This window comes from Amycolatopsis sp. H20-H5 (genome assembly GCF_035828755.1).
Lineage (GTDB): Bacteria > Actinomycetota > Actinomycetes > Mycobacteriales > Pseudonocardiaceae > Amycolatopsis.
Genome location: NZ_JAYMZS010000024.1, coordinates 76,226 through 93,834 on the forward strand (window position 1 = coordinate 76,226; position 17,609 = coordinate 93,834).

The following is a 17,609-nucleotide window of genomic DNA, read 5'->3' on the forward strand; positions in this document are numbered from 1 at the left end:
GGCCGACTCACCCGAAGACGCGGCCGAGCCAAGCCTGCCAGGTCCGGTCGCTCTCCACCGCGTCCTGATCGGGCGCGAACAGATGATGACCGGCGACCATCGGGCCGCCGAAACCGCGCAGGAACCGGTACAGCGCGTCCGTGGTCCGGATGCCGACCGTGTCCGCGTTCGCGAAGTACACGACACCCTCCACGGCCGTCCGCTCGTCGATCCGCGCCCGCACGAGATCGCCCGCCACCGGACGCCGGTCCAGCCCGAGCTCCACCCCCAGCGTGAACCACGCCTTGTCCCAGTCCGCCACCGGCGGCCCGAACGCCGTGACCGGCGAGGCCGCCCGCCCGGCGAAGTACGCCAGATACTCGACCAGGGTGCGGAAGAACAGCTCCATCCCCGTCGTCATCGCCTCGAACTCGTCCGCCCAGTCGTCACCGGGCAGAAACCCGCTGGTGACGGTCCGCAGGACGGTGCTGCCACCACGACGGCCCTCGATGAGGAACTCGTACGCGACGAACCGGCCGTCCGCCGCGGGTTCCGTGCCGTAGACCAGCCGCTCAAGCGGATCCCACACCGTCACCGGGGCGTCCGGCGTGTACTCGGCGAACGCGGTCCGCACCGCACCGCCGACACCGGACTCGACCTCCGTACGGCCCATGAACCAGGAGTCGATCCCCGGTCCGGTGGCGATCGCGGCCCAGACCTCCTCCGGTGTCGCGATGACCTCGGACTCGCTGGTCAGTTCGAATTCGTGGCCCACGTCAGCCTTCCTCCGGCTCCACCTTGACGCTGGGATGGACCGCGACGATCACCCGATGGTCACGGCCCTGTTCGGCGCTCTCGTCGTGATACTTCCCGACCAGCGCGGTGACCGCCACGGTCAGCTCCTCGGCGAACGCCGCCCGGTCGGCCGCCGAAGCGAACCGCACCTCACCGTCGAGCGCGAAAGTCGCCACCCGCTGACGCGCCTTCGCCGACCCCGTGATCAGGATGCCGACGTCTCGCACCAATCGGCCCGCGATCGCCAGCAACCACCGGGCGGACAGCCGATCGGGCGACCGCCCCGGGTCGGGCTGGACCGCCGCCAGCGCGAGAGGAGAGATGACGTACGAAGACGCCGTCGCCCGCATCATCCGCTCGGTGACATTGCCTTTCCGGCGCTCCTCGACCAGCTCCACGAGCCCGTGCTGCTCCAGCGTCCGCAGGTGGTAGTTCACCTTCTGCCGGGGTAGCCCGACCCGCCCGGCCAGCATCGTCGCCGAAGCGGGCTCGGACAGCTCCGCGAGCAGCCTCGCCCGGACCGGGTCCAGGGACACCTCGGCCGCCGCCGCGTCCTCGATCACCGCCACCTCGAACATGGCCCCATCCTGAGCCCGAAAAGAAACCTTGTCAAGGCGACTGAGTTTGTCGGACTTGTCGCGACCACGCCACGCTGTGCCGCGGCAGGATTCTCCCGTGGAGAGAATCGAACGGCCACTTGCCGAAGCGCTGGTCGACTGGCACACCGCCGAGCAGGGCGGACGTAGATCGGGTCCACCGACCGCGACCGTCTACCTGTCCACCCGCGCACGGTGGGAACGGCGGTGTTGGTCACGGTCTTCGAGGAGCAGCGGCCCCACTAGCGAGCAACGTCTACAGCTGCGAACCGGCTACCGACGTGGGCAAGCGTCGACCGAGCCATCATCCCGACCGTCTGACGGATCCCCCGGGGAGGCCATCACGGACCGGATCAAACCCCCGATACGAACACCGGAGCGCCCCCGCAGGCGTCTGGGCATCAGGACGGCGCCTCATCGGGAGTGCGAAGGTGCTGGTTGATGAACAGGGCCGCGCGGTCCAATGCCTGATCGGCCTCGTCCAGGGGGCCACCGGCGAAGGACTGGAAGACGTGGGGCACATCCGCGGTGATGTCGAGAATGACGTCCACCCCGGCCGCGGTGGCGCGCGCGGCCAAGCGGGTGGAGTCGTCCAGCAGCAGTTCGTTCGTTCCCGCCTGCAGGAGCATCGGCGGGAACCCGGTCAGATCCGCCATGACCGCCGGGCTCAGCAGCGGCTGGCGGGGGTCCTGCCCGGCCAGGTACATGACCGCGGTGTGCTCCATGCTCGCGCGCGTGAAGATCGGGTCGATGCCCGCCTTGGTGTCGATGCTCTCGCCCGTCCGGGTGGCGTCCAGTCCAGGAGAGAACGCCACGATCGCCGCGGGAAGAGGCAGGCCCGCATCGCGGGCGGCCAGGCAGGTCGTGACGGTCAAGCCACCACCGGCCGAGTCCCCGGCGAACACGACCGTCGCCGGGTCCACCCCGTCGTCCACCAGCGCACGGTAGGCGCTCAGGGTGTCGCCGATCCCGGCCGGGAACGGGTGCTCGGGGGCCAGCCGGTAGTCCACCGAAAATGCCCTGAACCCGGTCTTGACCACCAGTTGTGCCGTCAGCGACAACGCGGTCCGCGGCGAGCCGAACACCCAGCCGCCACCGTGGAAGTACAGGATCGTCCCCGGGCGCACCCCTTGCTCAGGCTCGACCACCAGGGCCTGCCGGTCCCCGAGGGTCGTCGTGGAGGTGCGGATACCGGACGGGACGATCATTGTGGACATCAGCGTCGCGAAACCGGCCCGCAGTGCCTCGACCGAGGACGGTGGGCCCTCGGGACGGGGTTGCCGGAATATCGCGTCGATCTTCTCGCGCTGCTGCTTGCTCATTGCTTCTCCATCACCGATGGATGCCAGTACAGTATCTTCCGTGGCATCTACTTTCAACGCTAGCAGTGCCGACGTCCCGCAGCTCTTCGCCGACCTTGTGAGATGCGAGACACGCCTCTACAACGCGCTCAACGACCGCCTGCGCGAACGGCACGGGATAGTGACCTCGCAGTTCGAGTTCCTGCGCTACCTGCGCGACCACCCTGGCTCCCGGGTCGCGGACATCGCCGCCGAGTTCGCCATCGGCATCGGGGCCACCAGCAAGGGCATCGACCGACTGGAGAAACAGGGATGGGTCCTGCGCCGTCCCAATCCCTCGGACCGTCGTTCTTCACTGCTGGCGCTGACCGATCATGGTCGGGGCCTGGCAGACGCCGCCGAGGTCACCTTTACCGAACGAACGTCGGAACTGATCAAGAGCGCACTGCCGCCGCACCAGGTAGCGGCCACCGCACAGGCCCTGACACTCCTGCGCTCCGCCCTCGAACGCGATCAGACCGGTATGCCCACAGGCTGACCCGGACCAGCGCCCCACCGAAACGACAGCAGCACAGCTTGAGCTGGGGAATGGTTCTACCCTGGGGGTAGATACGATGTGTATACCTCGTATGTATAGTTGCGGTGTTCACTCATCGAGGTGGACGCCTCGCCCGGGGGTGGGTGGGTCCGGCCGGCTGCCGGGGGCGGCCGGACCCAGCGGGGCTGATGTGCTGAAGGGGAGGGTGGATGTCGGTTTCCCACACCTTGCTGGGGCTGCTGGAAGCGGAGCCGCGACATGGCTATGACTTGAAGAAAATCTATGACGAGCAGTTCGGGCAGGATCGGCCGCTGGCGTATGGGCAGGTGTATTCGACACTGTCGCGGTTGCTGCGCAACGGCCTGATCAAGGCCACCGGTGTCGAGCAGAGTGACGGGCCGGGACCGGAGCGCAAGCGCTACACGATCACCGATGCCGGAGTGACCGACGTGGCGCGCTGGTTGTCCACACCGGAAAGTCCACAGCCGTACCTGCAGAACACCCTCTACACCAAGGTCGTGCTGGCACTGCTGTCCGGGCGCAGCGCCGCCGATCTGCTCACTATCCAGCGCAGCGAGCATCTGGCCGCGATGCGCGTGTTCACCCAACGCAAGATCGACGGCGATTTGGCTGACCAACTGATCTGCGATCACGCCCTGTTTCATTTGGAGGCTGACCTACGATGGCTGGAACTCACCACGGCCAGGCTCGACGAACTCGCGACGGCGGTGCGGTCGTGAACCAGCCGTTGATCGTGGCGGACGATGTGCACAAGTCGTTCGGGAGCACCACCGCGCTGTGCGGAGCGAGTGTCGAGGTCGCGGCCGGTGAAGTACTGGCCATCATGGGCCCGTCCGGATCGGGCAAGTCCACCCTGCTGCACTGTCTGGCCGGGATCATCGCCCCGGATTCGGGGACCATCAACTACGGCGGGCAGGACTTGGTCGCGATGAGCGACAAGCAGCGCAGTGCGTTGCGGCGTACCGAGTTCGGCTTCGTGTTCCAGTTCGGACAGTTGGTGCCAGAACTGACCTGCCTGGAGAACGTGGCGCTGCCGCTCCGACTGGCCGGGATCGCCCGCAAACCCGCCGAAGCCAAGGCGATGGACTGGCTGGAGCGGCTGGAGGTCAAGGACGTCGCGGCCAAGCGTCCAGGAGATGCCTCGGGTGGGCAGGGACAGCGGGTCGCGGTGGCACGGGCCCTGGTGACCGGACCGAAGGTGGTGTTCGCCGACGAACCCACCGGGGCACTGGATTCCCTGAACGGGGAGAGGGTGATGCGGATGCTCACCGAAGCGGCCCGGCAGAGCAACGCAGCGGTGGTGCTGGTGACCCATGAACCGAGGGTCGCGGCGTATTCCGATCGCGAGATCGTGGTCCGCGATGGTGTCGCGACCATGCGGAAGCTGGCGGCATGATCCGAGATTTCGCGCTGGGACTTCGGCTGGCCGTCGGGGGCGGCCGAATCTCCGGCCCGGCGCTACTGCGCCTGGCGATGACCACGTTCGGCATCGCACTGGCCGTCGCAGTACTGCTGCCCGCCGCGTCGTTCGGCAACCTGATGGACAAGCGAGCGGACCGTAGCGCCGCCAACCTGCAGGTCAAGGCCGAGGCGCCGGGGGTAGCGCCACTGTTGGTCATGCGGGGCTGGTCGGTGGAGTTCCACGACCACTACGTCAACGCGACGGCCGTCGCCCCTACCGGCCCCACCTCGCCTGTCCCAACAGGACTGGACCGGGTTCCCGCCCCCGGTGAACTAGTGGTGTCCCCAGCGGTGCAGGAGATCCTGAATTCTCCGCTGGGTACGGCCTTGCGGGCCAGGCTACCCGGCACGATCGTCGGTCTGATCAGCAAGACCGGCGTGACCGACCCCGGTGATTTGCTGGTGTTCGCCGGGGCACGTCCCGATCAACTCACCGACGAAAAGTCCGTGACGAAGGTGTACGGCTTCGGCGGCTCGAGCCGCGGATTCGAAGCACAGGCCACCTTGTTGCTGTTCCTCGCTCCGGCATCGGTAGTGCTGTTGTTGCCGCTGTTGGTGTTTGTAACCACGGCCTCGCGGATGGGCGCGGCGCAGCGGGATCGACGTCTGGCCGCGTTGCGGCTGATCGGTCTGGACGCGCGGCAGGTCCGCCGGGTCGCCGCGGGCGAATCCCTGGTCGGCGCGGTCGCGGGCCTCGTGGTCGGCATCGGCCTGTTCCTGGTGCTGCGCAGCCAGATCGGCAAACTGGACCTGTTCGGCCTACGGGTCTACGGCGAGGATTTCGTGCCAGCCTGGCCACTGGCGGCGCTGATCGCGGTGCTGGTGCCCGCGCTGGCGATCGGAGCGGCGTTGTTCGGGCTGCGCCGGACGATCGTCGAACCCCTGGGGGTGGTGCGGATCGGCAAACCCCAGCGGCGGCAGATGTGGTGGCGTTGGACGATCCTCGCCCTCGGCGCGATGATGCTGATCTCGACCTTGTTCGCGGAAAAGAAGTCCAGCGAGTCCCTGGTCGTGGTCGCGATCACCGCGGGTAGTGCCTTGTCGCTGATCGGGGTGGCCACCGTGCTGCCCTGGGCGGTCGAACGGCTGGTCCGCACCATCCATGGCGGTGCGCCGTCGTGGCAGCTGGCGATCCGGCGCCTGCAGTTGGACAGCGGCACCGCCAGTCGCGTGGTGTCCGGCCTGGTGGTGGTACTGGCGGGGGCGATCCTGATCCAGGCCTTGGTGGCCGCCCTCGGCGCCAGTGACTCGAGCCAGAGCAGTCCGTCCACCCTGGGTACCGCGTCCGTGCAGGTGTCGACCAGGCAGGGCGTGGCCGAGGATGCGGTACAACGGGCCAGGGCCGTGTCGGGTATCACCGCGGTGCAGACCCTGCGCGGCGCCTTTGCCAAGCCGGGGAACGGATCCTCCAGCAAATACGTGCAGTACGTGCAGATCGGCGACTGTGCGGCACTGGCGCTGCGCGCGAAACTGCCCTCCTGCACCGATGGGGCAGCGTTCTATGTGGACCCCAACCCCCAGGACCGCTACCGGGCGGAGCAGGCAGCACCGGCCGGTGTACAGCGGTTGTCCAGCTCATCCCAGGACAACGAGTCCACCGAAGGTACACAATGGACAGTACCGGATTCGCTGCGACACATCCCTGCGGCCAACGCCGTGCGGTCCGTGAGCGGGGACCTGCTGTTGACCCCGGGCGCACTGGGTGGCGCCCAGATCCCGGGTGCCCTGCCCATGTTCTATATCTCCGGAAATGGCACTCCGAATGAGGTGGCCGACCGGGTCGGGGCGGCGTTGAGCCCGTTGGCGTGGCAGGCCAGCATCAGCACCATCGACGGGTCCGACTTCCGGGCCAGCAGCGATCGGATCTCCCAGCAGATCCGCAGTACGCTGCTGTTCGTGTCGGTGTTCGTCCTGTCCATCGCCGCGCTCAGTCTGCTCCTGTTGTCGGTGGAACAGATCACCGAACGGCGCCGCCCGCTGGCCGCGCTGTCCGCGTCCGGGGTGCCGATCTCGGTGCTGGCAAAGGGATTGCTGTGGCAGACCGCGATCCCGGTCGGGGTCGGGGTAGTGCTGGCGGTGGCCACCGGGATCGGGGTGACCGCCCCGATCCTGCGCATGGCCGACCTGCCCTACACCTTCGATGGGGGCGGTATCGCCATCCTCATCGCGGCGGCCGTGCTGGCGGTATTGCTGGTCACCGCGGCGACTTGGCCGCTGCTGCGGTCGGTCACCCGTCTCGACGGACTCCGCGCCGAATAAGCGCCCGCGCGGTGTCCCACGCCAATCGGCGTGGGACACCGCGCGAGCACAGGGCCGGATGTCGATATCCCAGACCAAGCGCTCCCGGTCAGGGCTGGAGCCAGCGGTCGAACCAGGCACGGGTGCGGCGCAGGATGTCGAGTTGGTGGTTGCGTTCCCGGATCGAGTGGCCCTCCCTGGGGTAGATCACGAACTCGTGCTCGGCGCCGAAGTGGCGCAGTGCCCGATGGAAGTACACGGCCTGCCCCAGAGGAACGTTGGTGTCCTCGGCGCCGTGCAGGATGAGCACCGGGGTGCGGACACGGCTGGCGAACGAGACGGGGCTGAGCGCGTCATGTGGGTGTGGGCCGATTCCGTCCCACCCGGTGCTACCACCGAGCGCGGCCTCGAACTGGCCGTTCTCCCCGGTCGCGGCGAGCATCCCCCAGTCGACGACACCGGCGCTGACCAGCGCGGCGCGAAACCGGTCGGTCTGCCCGATCGCCCAGGCGGCCATGAACCCGCCGTGACTCCCACCGGCGATGCCCAGCCGATCGGGGTCGGCGATGCCCTCGTCGATGAGCAGGTCGATGCCGGCCAGGATGTCGGTCCACTCCTCCCGTCCGACCCTGCCCGCGACGCTGGCCGCGAACTCGTGACCGTGGCCCTGGCCGCCGCGCGGGTTGGGCAGGAACACCGCGTAGCCAGCGTTGGCCAGCCACTGCGCGCTGGAGAACCAGAACAACTGAAGGCGATCGGCGTACCGGTCGTAGGGGCCTCCGTGCACGATCGTGACGAGCGGGAACGGCCGTCCGACGCGGACTTCCCGACCGGCAGTACGAGCAGACCGTCCAGATCGAGGCCGTCTGCGGCACGGTAAGCCAGCGGCAGCTGGGTGCCGAAGGTGATGCCGTCCAGTTCGGGGCGGGTGTCCGTGATCTTTCGCAGCGGCCCGGCCGGTGGCCCGACGTGAACGTTCGCGGGTTGGTAGCGGGTGCCGGTCAGTACCGCGATCGCCGTGCCATCGGGGGTGGAGGTGAGGGAGTCGAGGCGGCCGGGGTGCTGTGACAGCGGCGTGGGACCGTCGGGGTCGAGCCGGGCGAGGGTCGTATTCAGGCCGTCGGCGAACACCACCAGAGGGGCGGCGTCGGTCTGGCACAGTTCGGTGGGGCACATCGGAAGGTCTGCGGTGCGGTTGCGGCGGACGCGGTTGCTCATGGCCAGGTCGAACACCGCGGTGCCGGCGTGGAGGACCGGGGTGAGGGCGACGTAACCGAGGTGCCAACCGTCTTCAGCCGGCCACCAGGCCAGGGATTGTGCCTCAACCTCGACCGGTCCGAGGTCCTCCGCGGTCCCCGTTGCGGGGTCGAACAGGTGCAGTCGGCCGGTGCGAGGACCGTAGTCCAGGTCGGCGCTGGCCTGAGTGAGCACGGCGAGCGGGCCACCGTCGGGTCGTTGCCGCAGTTCCACGACGTGCCGGTCGCCGAACACCGCCGGAGTGATGACCTGGCCGCTGCGCAGGTCGAGCAGGCGCAACCGGGCACGCGGTTCGCGCTCACCGACGACAATGGCGTCGTCGCGGTCCTGGGCGCGGCGCGTGTCCTGCTCGGTGGGCTCGTCCTCGGCGAGCAGAGCGACCAGGTCGGGATCAGCGAGCGGCAAGTGGTCGATGATACCCGCGCGCCAGTCAGTCATCGCGATCACCACGCCGTCGGCGGCGGTGAGCCGGTGCACCTGCGGAGTGCCACGCTCGGCGCGGTCGGACAGGAAGTACAACGTGCGCGAGTCCGCGGACCAGCGGGGCCTGGACTCCGTCGCGATGTCGGCGGTCACCCGACTCCACACACCGTCGCCTTCGATGTCGGCCAGCCAGAGTGCGGTGTCGAGATGGTCACCGATCCTGCTGCTGGGGGCGAGAACGTAGCAGAGCAGATGCCCATTCGGAGCGAGAGCCGGGGTCTGCGGGACGCGACCCTCGACCACGAGTTCGGCGGTCAAACTTGTCATGCGATCAGTGTGCCAACGTCAACAGCGCACCGTCTGGGGTCCCCGTAGTAATGGCGGAGGGAACCGGCGTCAACGTCAAGTGTGGTGAGGCGCTGACTGGAAATCCGGTTGTGCTGCCGCCAATACTGCCGGAACCCCACAAAGGGGACATTCCGGCTGACCCCGAACGGAGAGCCTCCAAGTCCGCACCGTAGTGGCGATGAGCAGGGGACCTAGCGCCGAACCGAACATCAGTGCAGGTCAGGAAAATCCGGTGAAAATTCCCCAGGACCACCTGCCCCCCCCATTAGCCGTGCGCGGTCCGCACCAGCGCCACGATCCGCGGCAGCACCTGCGCGGCACCCTCCAGTGGCAGCACGTGCCCGACCCCCGGCAGCACCACCGCCGTGCCCTCCTCCACCGCACCGGCGAGCTGCTCGACGTCGTCCGCCGGGACCAGCCGATCCCGCTCCCCCACCATCACCGTCACCGGCGTCCGCCCCACCAGCGACAACGCCGCCTCCCGCGCGTAGGCGTCCAACGCCGGACGGAACGCGGACACCGTGTGCGGCCAGTTGCCCCGGATCATCTGCACGGTCAGCTCCACGTCGTCCGGATCGGGGTCGAAACCGAACAGCCACCACCGCAGCCCGGCACTCACCGCCTTGCTGGTGTGGTCCTTGACCAGCCCGACGAACTTGGACCCCAGCACGGACTCCAGATCGCGCACCAGCCTGCCCAGCGCGTTCGGCCACGCCGCCGAAGCCTCCGTCGTGAGCCCGCCCGCCGACGTCGACAGCAAGACCAGCCCACCGACCCGCTCCTTGAACAACCGCGGATGCCGCTGGGTGAGCGCCATGATCGCCAGGCCGCCCATGTCGTGCCCCACCAGCACCACCCGGCCCGCCGGCACCGCGTGCTCGATGATCTCCGCCAGATCGTCACCCAGCTGCGCCATCGTCGCGGTGCCCCGCTTGGCCCGCCCGGACTCGCCGTGCCCGCGATGGTCGTACGCGACCACGCCCACCGGACCCTCCACGGCCGTCGGCAGCAACGGCGCGATCCGGCGCCAGCTGCGGTGGTCCAGCGCGTAACCGTGCGCGAAAACCACGGTGACCGGCGCCGACGGAACGCCCCACCGCACGAGGTGCAGGGACGTACCGTCGGCGAGCAGGAAGCGGTCCATCAGGACGAGCGCAGGAACCTGTCGAGCACCCGGACGCCGAACTTCAGCGCGTCCACCGGGACCCGCTCGTCGACGCCGTGGAACAGCGCGGAGAAGTCCAGGTCCGCGGGCAGTTTCAGCGGGGCGAAGCCGAAGTTGCGGATCCCGAGCTCCTGGAACGACTTCGCGTCCGTGCCACCCGAAAGCATGTACGGCAGCGTGCGGGCGCCCGGGTCCTCGGCGAGCACCGCGGCGGTCATCGCGTCGACCAGCGCGCCGTCGAAGGTGGTCTCGACCGGCGGGAGCTCCATCCACTCCCGCTCGATGTCCGGGCCGAGGATCTCGTCGAGCTCGGTGTTGAACGCCTCCAGGCGCCCCGGCAGGATCCGGCAGTCCACCGAAGCCTCGGCGAACGACGGGATGACGTTGGACTTGTAGCCCGCCGAGAGCATCGTCGGGTTCGCCGTGTCACGCAGGGTCGCGCCGATCATGCGGGAGATGTTGCCCAGTTTGGCGACCGAGCCCTCGATGTCGTCCTCGGGGAAGTCCCAGCCGGTGATCTCGGTGACCCCGGCGAGGAACTCCCGGACCGAATCGGTGAGCACCAGCGGGAAACGGTGGTTCCCCAGCCGGGCGACCGCCTCGGACAGCTTGGTGACGGCGTTGTCGCGGTGGATCATCGAGCCGTGGCCCGCGGTGCCGCGCACGCGCAGCTTCATCCAGCGGATGCCCTTCTCGGCAGTCTCGATGAGGTACGCCCGGACGTCGTCCTTGAGCGTGATGGAGAAACCACCGACCTCGCTGATCGCCTCGGTGACGCCCTCGAACAGCTCCGGCCGGTTCTCCACCAGCCACTGCGCGCCGAACTTGCCACCGGCCTCCTCATCAGCGAGGAACGCGAACACCAGGTCGCGCGGCGGGACGATGTTGTTCAGCTTGTAGTGCCTGGCCAGCGCGAGGGACATGCCGACCATGTCCTTCATGTCGACCGCCCCGCGGCCCCAGACGTAACCGTCCTGGATCGCGCCCGAGAACGGGTGCACGGACCACTCGGACGCGTCGGCCGGGACGGCGTCGAGGTGCCCGTGGATCAGCAGCGCGCCCCGGCTCGGGTCGGCGCCGGGCAGCCGCACGATGACGTTGTGCCGGTTCTTGCCGCCGGACTCGACGTAGGTGATCTCATACCCGGCGTCCGTGAGCTTCTCGGCGACGTACTCCGCGGCGACCCGCTCCCCGACCAGGGTGTCGGGGTCGCCGGTGTTGGTGGTGTCGATGCGGATGAGCTCGCTGGTCAGGGTGACGGCCTCGTCAGCGGCTGTATCGATCAGGTTCGGTTCGCTCACCCGGCATTCCTACCATTGCGGCCCGTGACAGCCGACAGCGAAACGCACCAACCGTTTGTCCGTGCGTGTCTGAATAGCTGTGAGCCTCTTCGCTGGGTGACCAAGTGTCTTTTTCCACTCAAACCCCGCCGTATAGTTCGTTATACACTTTGATATTGTGGGTCATTTGACGCAGACCGGACATCGGTTCCCTGCCAAGCTCCGGTCAGATCGAGAACCCACTGGAGGAAGCCATGCCCACCCGTTTACCCCTCGCGCTGGGCCTTTGCCTGGTACTGGCCGGTTGCACGGCGAACTCCGGCACGGGCCCAGCCGTCTCCTCCAGCGCCACTCCCCCGCCGCCATCCACCAGCGCAAGCCCGGAGCTCGCCATCCAGTGGGTGGACGGGTACTGCCAGGCGGTCAACGACTTCCGGAAGGACCACAACGAGGTCCTCAACTCCACGAGTGGCGACTCCCCCAAGGCCTTCGCCAAACAGCTGGTCCCCTACACCGCCGTCCTCACCAAGGCGATCGACCGGCTGAACGCGCTCCCCGCCGCCCCGGCCCCGGCGGGCGAAACCGCCAAGAAGACGTTCCTCGACAACTACACCGCGGCGCGGGACAAGGTGACCTCGGCGAAGGCCAAGCTGGACGCGGCCAAGAACAGCACCGCGGCGCAGAACAAGGCCGTGGACACGATGATCGAAGCGCAGAAGCTCGCGATGCGCGCGTACGACCCGGTCGGCGCGATCATGACGTCACCCGAGTTGTCGGACGCCTCCGCCCGCGCGACACACTGCACCGAGCCCTGAGACCGTCAGCTGGGAAACCGAGGTCCCTGAAGGCCACCATGACGGCGTTTAACGCCGTCATGGTGGCCTTCAGGGACTTGCATTCGCGGCTGACGGTCAGGCGGTGACCAAGGACAAGCCGTAGGCCTGCAGGATCTCGTTCACCGGCTGGAACCAGGTCTCGCCGCCCGAGCTGCAGTTGCCCCAACCGCCGGAGGTGACGCCCTGGGCCTGGTCGCCGGTGATGAACGAGCCGCCGGAGTCGCCGGGTTCGGCGCAGACGTTCGTCCTGGTCACCTGATACACCGCGCCCTGGCTGTAGTTGACGGTCTCGTTGAGCCCGAGCACGGTGCCGCAGTGCCAGTGCGTCGTCGAGCCGGAGCGGCAGACGGACGTGCCGACCGGGGCCACCCGCGAGCCACGGACCAGTGCGTCACTCACCGTGCCCCAGCCGAGCACGACCGGGACTGTGTACCAGCCATTACTGATGCGGACGAACGAATAGTCGTTGCCGGGGAAGGAAGAACCGGCGAACGAGCCCATCGCGGAGCCGTCCCAGCCGACCACCGAACTACCCGCGCCACCGCAGTGGCCAGCGCTGACGAAGCCGCCCTGCACCGAGAATCCGATCGAGCAGCGGGTGTTTCCGTTGATGTAGTAAGGATCCCCGCCGACAGTGCCCGCCGAGAAGGTCTGCGGTTCGGCCCCGGTCACGACAGTCACCGGACCTGCCTGCTTCGCGCGACTCAGGAACGAGGCGACCTCGGCGTCGTTCGCGCCGGGCTTGACGGTGACCACGACACTGCCCGTACGGGGGTCGGTACGCCAGCCGCTGATCCCCGCCGGAGCCGCTTTGGCCTTGGCGTACGAGTCGATCGCGGTCTTGGTCGCGTCCAGCGCGGCGGCGCTGAGCTTGGCGGGCACGGTTTCGGCGCCCGTGGCCAGTACGGCCGCGGCCGCCCGCTCGTCGGTCAGGCCGACGACGAGCTTGCCCCTGACCGGATCGAACCAGGTGCCACCGAACGCCGCGCCCGCCGCCCGCTGTGCGGCGGGCATCAGCCGGGTGGCGACGGATTCCTGTGACAGACGGGTTTCCGCCTGTTGGGCGCTGAGGCCAAGGTCGTGCTGCATCGCGGTCACCAGACCAGGTGACAACGGCTGGGCGAAGGCGATGGGAGCGACAGCGGCACCGGACACGAGGCCGAGTGCCAGCAAAGTGGCAGAGCTCAGCCGTAGCAAGATTCTTCGACGCATCACTTTTCTCCTTGCGGCGGGGAAGGGAGTAAGCGCGCTTCGGCAGAGTGTGTGCGTCCGCGCACTTTGCGTCTAGGTCTAGACCACAACTTGTCCGAAAACGGTCAAAGTGTCGGCGTATATGGCGTTATACAATGGTCTTTCTCAGAATGCGATGATAATGGTTTTCATCTGCTCCCGGCAACGGCACTGGCGGGCGCCTGCTACCTGGTGCTGGTGGACGTGCTCGCCCGCGTGCTCAGCGACAGCGAGCTCCCCCTCGGCATCCTGACCGCCGTCGTGGGCGTGCCGGTGCTGCTCTGGCTGCTGCGCCACCCGAGCGGGGGGAACACCCATGACGCGGGTTAGGTTCGACGGCGTCTCGGTCGCCATCGACGAGGTCGACATCGTCCACGACGTGGACCTCGACGCGGCGCCCGGTGAAGTCGTCGGCGTGCTGGGGCCCAACGGGAGCGGCAAGTCCACCTTGCTGCGGGCGTTGTACCGGGCGCTGCGGCCGCGCGGGCGGCGTCCTGATCGACGACACCGACGTCTGGACCGGGCTGACCGCGCGCGAGGCCGCCCGCCGGACCGCGGCCGTCACGCAACACTGCTCCGGCTCGGCGTCACCGAAGTCGTGCTGATGGGCCGGATCCCGCACCAGACGGCGTTTTCCCGCACCACCGCGGCCGATCACCAGGCCGCCACGGCCGCGGTGCGCGAGGTCGGCATGGACGGCTCGGCGGCCCGCGCGTACTCGACCTTGTCGGGCGGCGAGCGGCAGCGCGTGCTGCTCGCCAGGGCGTTGTGCCAGCAGGCGCGGGTGCTCGTCCTCGACGAGCCGACCAACCACCTCGACATCGCCCACCAGCTCGAGTTCCTGGAGCTGGTGCGGCGACTCGACGCGACCACGCTGATCGTCCCGCACGACCTCAACCTCGCGGCGGCCTACTGCGACCGGCTCTACCTGCTCTCCGCGGGCCGGGTCGTCGCGGCGGGCCCGGTCGCCGAGGTGCTCACCACCGAGGTCGTCCGCGCCGTGTTCGACGTCCATGCCCACGTGGGCGTCCACCCGGTGACCGGCGCCCCAGCTGTCTCTGTCCCCTTTGCACTCCCCCAGCGAAGAGGACCACCCAGTCGATGTCCCGCCTTCGCGACCGTCCCGGCGAGAACGGGCAGCTCGCCGGGACGGCGAACTACGACACGCCAGTCGTGTGGCGGTGCGGCTCGTGATCCACCGATCGGCTGATCCCGGGTCAGCCCTTTCGGAGCTCGTCATAGCCGTGCGGACGATCAGCGGCAACGACTGGGGCCGCGATGCTTGACCTCCTGACAGGGAGGTGGGAAACCGATGAAACCCAGAAGCCGCACAGGCTTGGTGGTCGCGCTGCTGACGATGTCGGCCGGGCTGCTCAGCGGCCCGGCCGGCGCGACCGGCGGGGACGTCCCCACGGTGGTCCGGACCGACGCGGGAGCGGTCCGGGGCACCGTGACGGGCGAGCTCCGCACCTTCGACGCCATCCCGTACGCGGCACCGCCGGTGGGCGCGCTGCGCTGGCGGCCGCCGCAACCGGTGACACCATGGCGGGCACCCCAGGACGCGACCGGACCGGCGAGCGCCTGCCCGCAGGACGCGAACCCGGAAGCGCCGACCGGAAGCACCGACGAGGACTGCCTGTACCTCAACGTGACCACGCCGCGGAAGCCGTCGGCCCGGCCACGACCGGTGCTGGTCTGGCTGCCCGGCGGCGGGTTCTTCCTCGGCGCGGGCAGCAACTACGGGCCCGGCGACCTTGTCACCCGCGGCGACGTCGTGGTGGTGACGGTCAACTACCGGCTGGGGATCTTCGGGTTCTTCGGCCACGACGGACTGCCCGATTCCGGCACCTTCGGCCTGCAGGACCAGCAGGCCGCGCTGCGGTGGGTACAGCGGAACGCCGCCTCGTTCGGCGGCGATCCCGGCAACGTCACGCTGGCCGGGGAGTCTGCGGGCGGGATGAGCACCTGCGCGCAGCTGACGTCACCGGGGTCGACGGGACTGTTCGCGAAAGCCCTGATGCAGAGCGGTTCCTGCGCCTTCGACTGGCCCGCGAACGGCCAGTACCCCGGCCAGGGCGCGGGCGCGCCCTGGCTTCCGCAGTCGGCGGTAAGGCAGGTAGGCGGCGAGGTCTCGGCCGACCTGGGCTGCCCGGGCGGGGCGAAGGCGTTGGACTGCCTGCGCGCACTGCCCGCGTCGGAAGTGGTGAAACAGACACTCTCGTTCGTCTCCCCGGCGTACGGCACTTCGGTGCTGCCGGAGAATCCGGCCGCCGCGATGCGGGCGGGCCGCTTCCACCGGGTGCCCGTGCTGTCCGGCAACAACCACGACGAGGCGCGGAGCTGGCTGATCGCCTTCGGTGACGACCGGATCGACGCGGCGGCATACCACCGGCTGGTCACCGACATGGTCGGCGGGAGCCTGGCCCCGAAGGTGGAGGCCGAGTACCCGCTCGCCCGCTACGAGAGCCCGGCCATCGCTTGGGGCGCGGTGACCACGGACCGGATCTGGTCGTGCAACCAGGTCACCACCGACCGGCAGCTCGCTCGCCGGGTGCCGACCTACGCCTACGAGTTCGCCGACCGGGACTCGCCGCTCACCCGGGCGTTCCCCGGCAAGGTCCCGCTGGGCGCGGCGCACGCGATGGAGCTGCCGTACCTGTTCTCGCTCGGCGGCGCGGAGTTCCAGTTCACCCCCGACCAGCGACGACTCGCCGCGCAGATGGTGGACTACTGGACCGCGTTCGCGCGCACGGGCGACCCGAACGGACCGGACCGTCCACAGTGGTCACCGGTCCGGGACGGGGTGTCCGGCCTGTCGCTCGCACCCGCCGGGCAGGGCGACATCCGGCGGGTGGACCTCGCCGCGGGACACCACTGCGGCTTCTGGGGATCCCTGTAACACCGAAGCTGCTGCCGCCCATGACCAGCCGGTAGAGCACTGCGACGGGATGACGCGCTCGGTCATGGGCGGCGGAAGGTCACGTCCGCCAGCCCGTTGAGCTTCACCACCAGCTCGAAGTCATCGGTGCCGAGCCGGAACGCCGCCACGTACGTGCCCGCGGCGACCTTCGTCGAAGTCGCCTGGACCGGGGCGCAGGTCGCGTCGACCACGGTGATCACGGAGAAGCCGATTCCGGGGTCCTCGTAGAAGAACTTGATCGCGCCGAGGGGCTTGCGGTCCCGCAGGAGCACGCCGCCGACGGGATACTTCGACAGCCCTGGATTGAGTCTCTCCGCTGTGACACCCTCGGGCAGCTGGTAGACGAGGGGATACGGAACCTTCGGGTCCTGCTCGAAGTACAAGTCGGTGCAGTTCCCGACGGGCGTCGAGGTCGCCGCCGCCGTCGGCCGGGAGGAAGGCGGCGCTTGGTGCTCGGGGGCTCCGCCTGCATCCTGGTCCCCCCGGAGCAGCCAGACCGCGCCGGTGATGGCCAGGGCGATCACGACCACGACCGCTGCGACGGCGACTACGCGGCGTCGCCGTGGCGGTCGCGACGGGTGGCCGGGCAGGTGGAGCCAGCCCGTGGCCGTGGTCTCCTTTTCCCGCACCTTGACCCGGTGGAACAGTTCGGCGTCGACGCCGGGGTAGCCGTGCCGGACGACCGAGCCGTGGAAGCGGTCGGACAGGATCGCCGCGACGGTGGCCGTGGCCGGGGCGATCCGAAGCTCGTCGCGCAGGCGGGCGCTGTCCAGCAGCCTGGCCAGGTGGACCAGGTGCGGACCGTTGGGGAATCCCGAGTCGTCGAGCAGCACGTCGGCGTCGTGCAGGGCCACCCGTACGCGAATCTGGGCCGTCTGACTCGCCCGCATCAGCACGCGCGGTCAGGCACCCGTAGAGCTCATGCCGAAACCTCTCAAGCTCACCAAGTGCATCGTCTCGACGGTCGTTATGCAACACTGATCACGCAGCCCTTGGTAGCGATCTACTTCCCTCAACAAGAAGCATGATCAACCAGGGGCTGCCTTCGTGATCAACCGGGGGTAGGCGACACACACCCCGACCTTAAAACTCAAGCTGAGCTTGTTGTTTAACCAGGTGGTGTCTGGTGGGGGCCCCGGTTGGTCATGGGTGAGGCCCTTGGTTGATCATTCCTTCTTGCTACAGACGGAAGATCGACCAAGGGCCTCAGTTGATCAGTGT

17 protein-coding genes are annotated in these 17,609 nt (G+C 68.7%); 9 read left to right on the forward strand and 8 right to left on the reverse strand.

Features of this window, described 5'->3' with window-relative positions:
• Positions 1 to 7 precede the first annotated feature (7 nt).
• The 3 genes from QMK34_RS16420 to QMK34_RS16430 all read right to left on the reverse strand — a co-directional run bounded on the left by QMK34_RS16420 (position 8) and on the right by QMK34_RS16430 (position 2,692).
• Entirely contained in the window at positions 8 to 754 is a 747-nt protein-coding gene (locus QMK34_RS16420) for an SRPBCC family protein (protein ID WP_326414858.1), read from the reverse strand.
• A 1-nt stretch (position 755) separates the two neighbouring features.
• On the reverse strand, positions 756 to 1,352 hold the full coding sequence (locus QMK34_RS16425; RefSeq protein WP_326414859.1) for an ArsR/SmtB family transcription factor: 597 nt from the start codon (positions 1,350 to 1,352) through the stop codon (positions 756 to 758).
• Positions 1,353 to 1,771: 419 nt separating this feature from the next.
• Complete coding sequence (locus tag QMK34_RS16430; protein ID WP_326414860.1) at positions 1,772 to 2,692, reverse strand: alpha/beta hydrolase; 921 nt, start codon at positions 2,690 to 2,692, stop codon at positions 1,772 to 1,774.
• Between the two features lie 40 nt (positions 2,693 to 2,732).
• Here QMK34_RS16430 and QMK34_RS16435 point away from each other — a divergent pair, with 40 nt between their 5' ends.
• The 4 genes from QMK34_RS16435 (at position 2,733) to QMK34_RS16450 (ending at position 6,950) form a co-directional block, all read left to right on the forward strand.
• A complete protein-coding gene (locus QMK34_RS16435; protein ID WP_326414861.1) occupies positions 2,733 to 3,209 on the forward strand; it encodes a MarR family winged helix-turn-helix transcriptional regulator in 477 nt (158 codons plus the stop codon).
• A gap of 209 nt (positions 3,210 to 3,418) precedes the next feature.
• Positions 3,419 to 3,949 (forward strand): PadR family transcriptional regulator, encoded by a 531-nt coding sequence (locus QMK34_RS16440; RefSeq protein WP_326414862.1) that lies wholly within the window; start codon positions 3,419 to 3,421, stop codon positions 3,947 to 3,949.
• Positions 3,946 to 4,626 carry an ABC transporter ATP-binding protein gene (locus QMK34_RS16445; RefSeq protein WP_326414863.1) on the forward strand — a complete coding sequence of 227 codons (681 nt, stop codon included), beginning with the start codon at positions 3,946 to 3,948 and terminating at the stop codon, positions 4,624 to 4,626. The genes QMK34_RS16440 and QMK34_RS16445 overlap by 4 nt, the downstream gene beginning before the upstream one ends.
• Positions 4,623 to 6,950 (forward strand): FtsX-like permease family protein, encoded by a 2,328-nt coding sequence (locus tag QMK34_RS16450; protein ID WP_326414864.1) that lies wholly within the window; start codon positions 4,623 to 4,625, stop codon positions 6,948 to 6,950. Before QMK34_RS16445 ends, QMK34_RS16450 begins: the two co-directional genes overlap by 4 nt.
• Before the next feature lie 88 nt (positions 6,951 to 7,038).
• Here the strand turns inward: QMK34_RS16450 and QMK34_RS16455 are convergent, their stop codons facing one another.
• Positions 7,039 to 7,716, reverse strand: coding sequence for an alpha/beta hydrolase family protein (locus tag QMK34_RS16455; protein ID WP_326414865.1), 678 nt, complete (start codon positions 7,714 to 7,716; stop codon positions 7,039 to 7,041).
• Between the two features lie 458 nt (positions 7,717 to 8,174).
• On the opposite strand from QMK34_RS16455, the gene QMK34_RS16460 reads away from it, so the two are divergent.
• Positions 8,175 to 8,984, forward strand: coding sequence for a hypothetical protein (locus QMK34_RS16460; RefSeq protein ID WP_326414866.1), 810 nt, complete (start codon positions 8,175 to 8,177; stop codon positions 8,982 to 8,984).
• Positions 8,985 to 9,222: 238 nt separating this feature from the next.
• On the opposite strand, the gene QMK34_RS16465 is transcribed toward QMK34_RS16460, so the two are convergent.
• Together QMK34_RS16465 and QMK34_RS16470 are read right to left on the reverse strand one after the other, a co-directional pair.
• Positions 9,223 to 10,101: an alpha/beta fold hydrolase gene (locus QMK34_RS16465; protein WP_326414867.1), complete on the reverse strand. Its 879-nt coding sequence runs from the start codon at positions 10,099 to 10,101 to the stop codon at positions 9,223 to 9,225.
• Complete coding sequence (locus tag QMK34_RS16470) at positions 10,101 to 11,423, reverse strand: M20/M25/M40 family metallo-hydrolase (RefSeq protein WP_326414868.1); 1,323 nt, start codon at positions 11,421 to 11,423, stop codon at positions 10,101 to 10,103. Before QMK34_RS16470 ends, QMK34_RS16465 begins: the two co-directional genes overlap by 1 nt.
• A gap of 233 nt (positions 11,424 to 11,656) precedes the next feature.
• Here QMK34_RS16470 and QMK34_RS16475 point away from each other — a divergent pair, with 233 nt between their 5' ends.
• Complete coding sequence (locus QMK34_RS16475; protein ID WP_326414869.1) at positions 11,657 to 12,217, forward strand: hypothetical protein; 561 nt, start codon at positions 11,657 to 11,659, stop codon at positions 12,215 to 12,217.
• Positions 12,218 to 12,313: 96 nt separating this feature from the next.
• Here the strand turns inward: QMK34_RS16475 and QMK34_RS16480 are convergent, their stop codons facing one another.
• Complete coding sequence (locus QMK34_RS16480; protein WP_326414870.1) at positions 12,314 to 13,450, reverse strand: S1 family peptidase; 1,137 nt, start codon at positions 13,448 to 13,450, stop codon at positions 12,314 to 12,316.
• Between the two features lie 51 nt (positions 13,451 to 13,501).
• Here QMK34_RS16480 and QMK34_RS16485 point away from each other — a divergent pair, with 51 nt between their 5' ends.
• From QMK34_RS16485 to QMK34_RS16495, 3 genes are all read left to right on the forward strand, one after another.
• Complete coding sequence (locus tag QMK34_RS16485; protein ID WP_326414871.1) at positions 13,502 to 13,798, forward strand: iron chelate uptake ABC transporter family permease subunit; 297 nt, start codon at positions 13,502 to 13,504, stop codon at positions 13,796 to 13,798.
• Positions 13,785 to 14,678 (forward strand): ABC transporter ATP-binding protein, encoded by an 894-nt coding sequence (locus QMK34_RS16490; protein WP_326414872.1) that lies wholly within the window; start codon positions 13,785 to 13,787, stop codon positions 14,676 to 14,678. Before QMK34_RS16485 ends, QMK34_RS16490 begins: the two co-directional genes overlap by 14 nt.
• 102 nt (positions 14,679 to 14,780) lie before the next feature.
• Positions 14,781 to 16,367, forward strand: coding sequence for a carboxylesterase/lipase family protein (locus QMK34_RS16495; RefSeq protein ID WP_326414873.1), 1,587 nt, complete (start codon positions 14,781 to 14,783; stop codon positions 16,365 to 16,367).
• Between the two features lie 62 nt (positions 16,368 to 16,429).
• On the opposite strand, the gene QMK34_RS16500 is transcribed toward QMK34_RS16495, so the two are convergent.
• Complete coding sequence (locus QMK34_RS16500) at positions 16,430 to 17,278, reverse strand: hypothetical protein (RefSeq protein ID WP_326414874.1); 849 nt, start codon at positions 17,276 to 17,278, stop codon at positions 16,430 to 16,432.
• Positions 17,279 to 17,609: the final 331 nt, after the last annotated feature.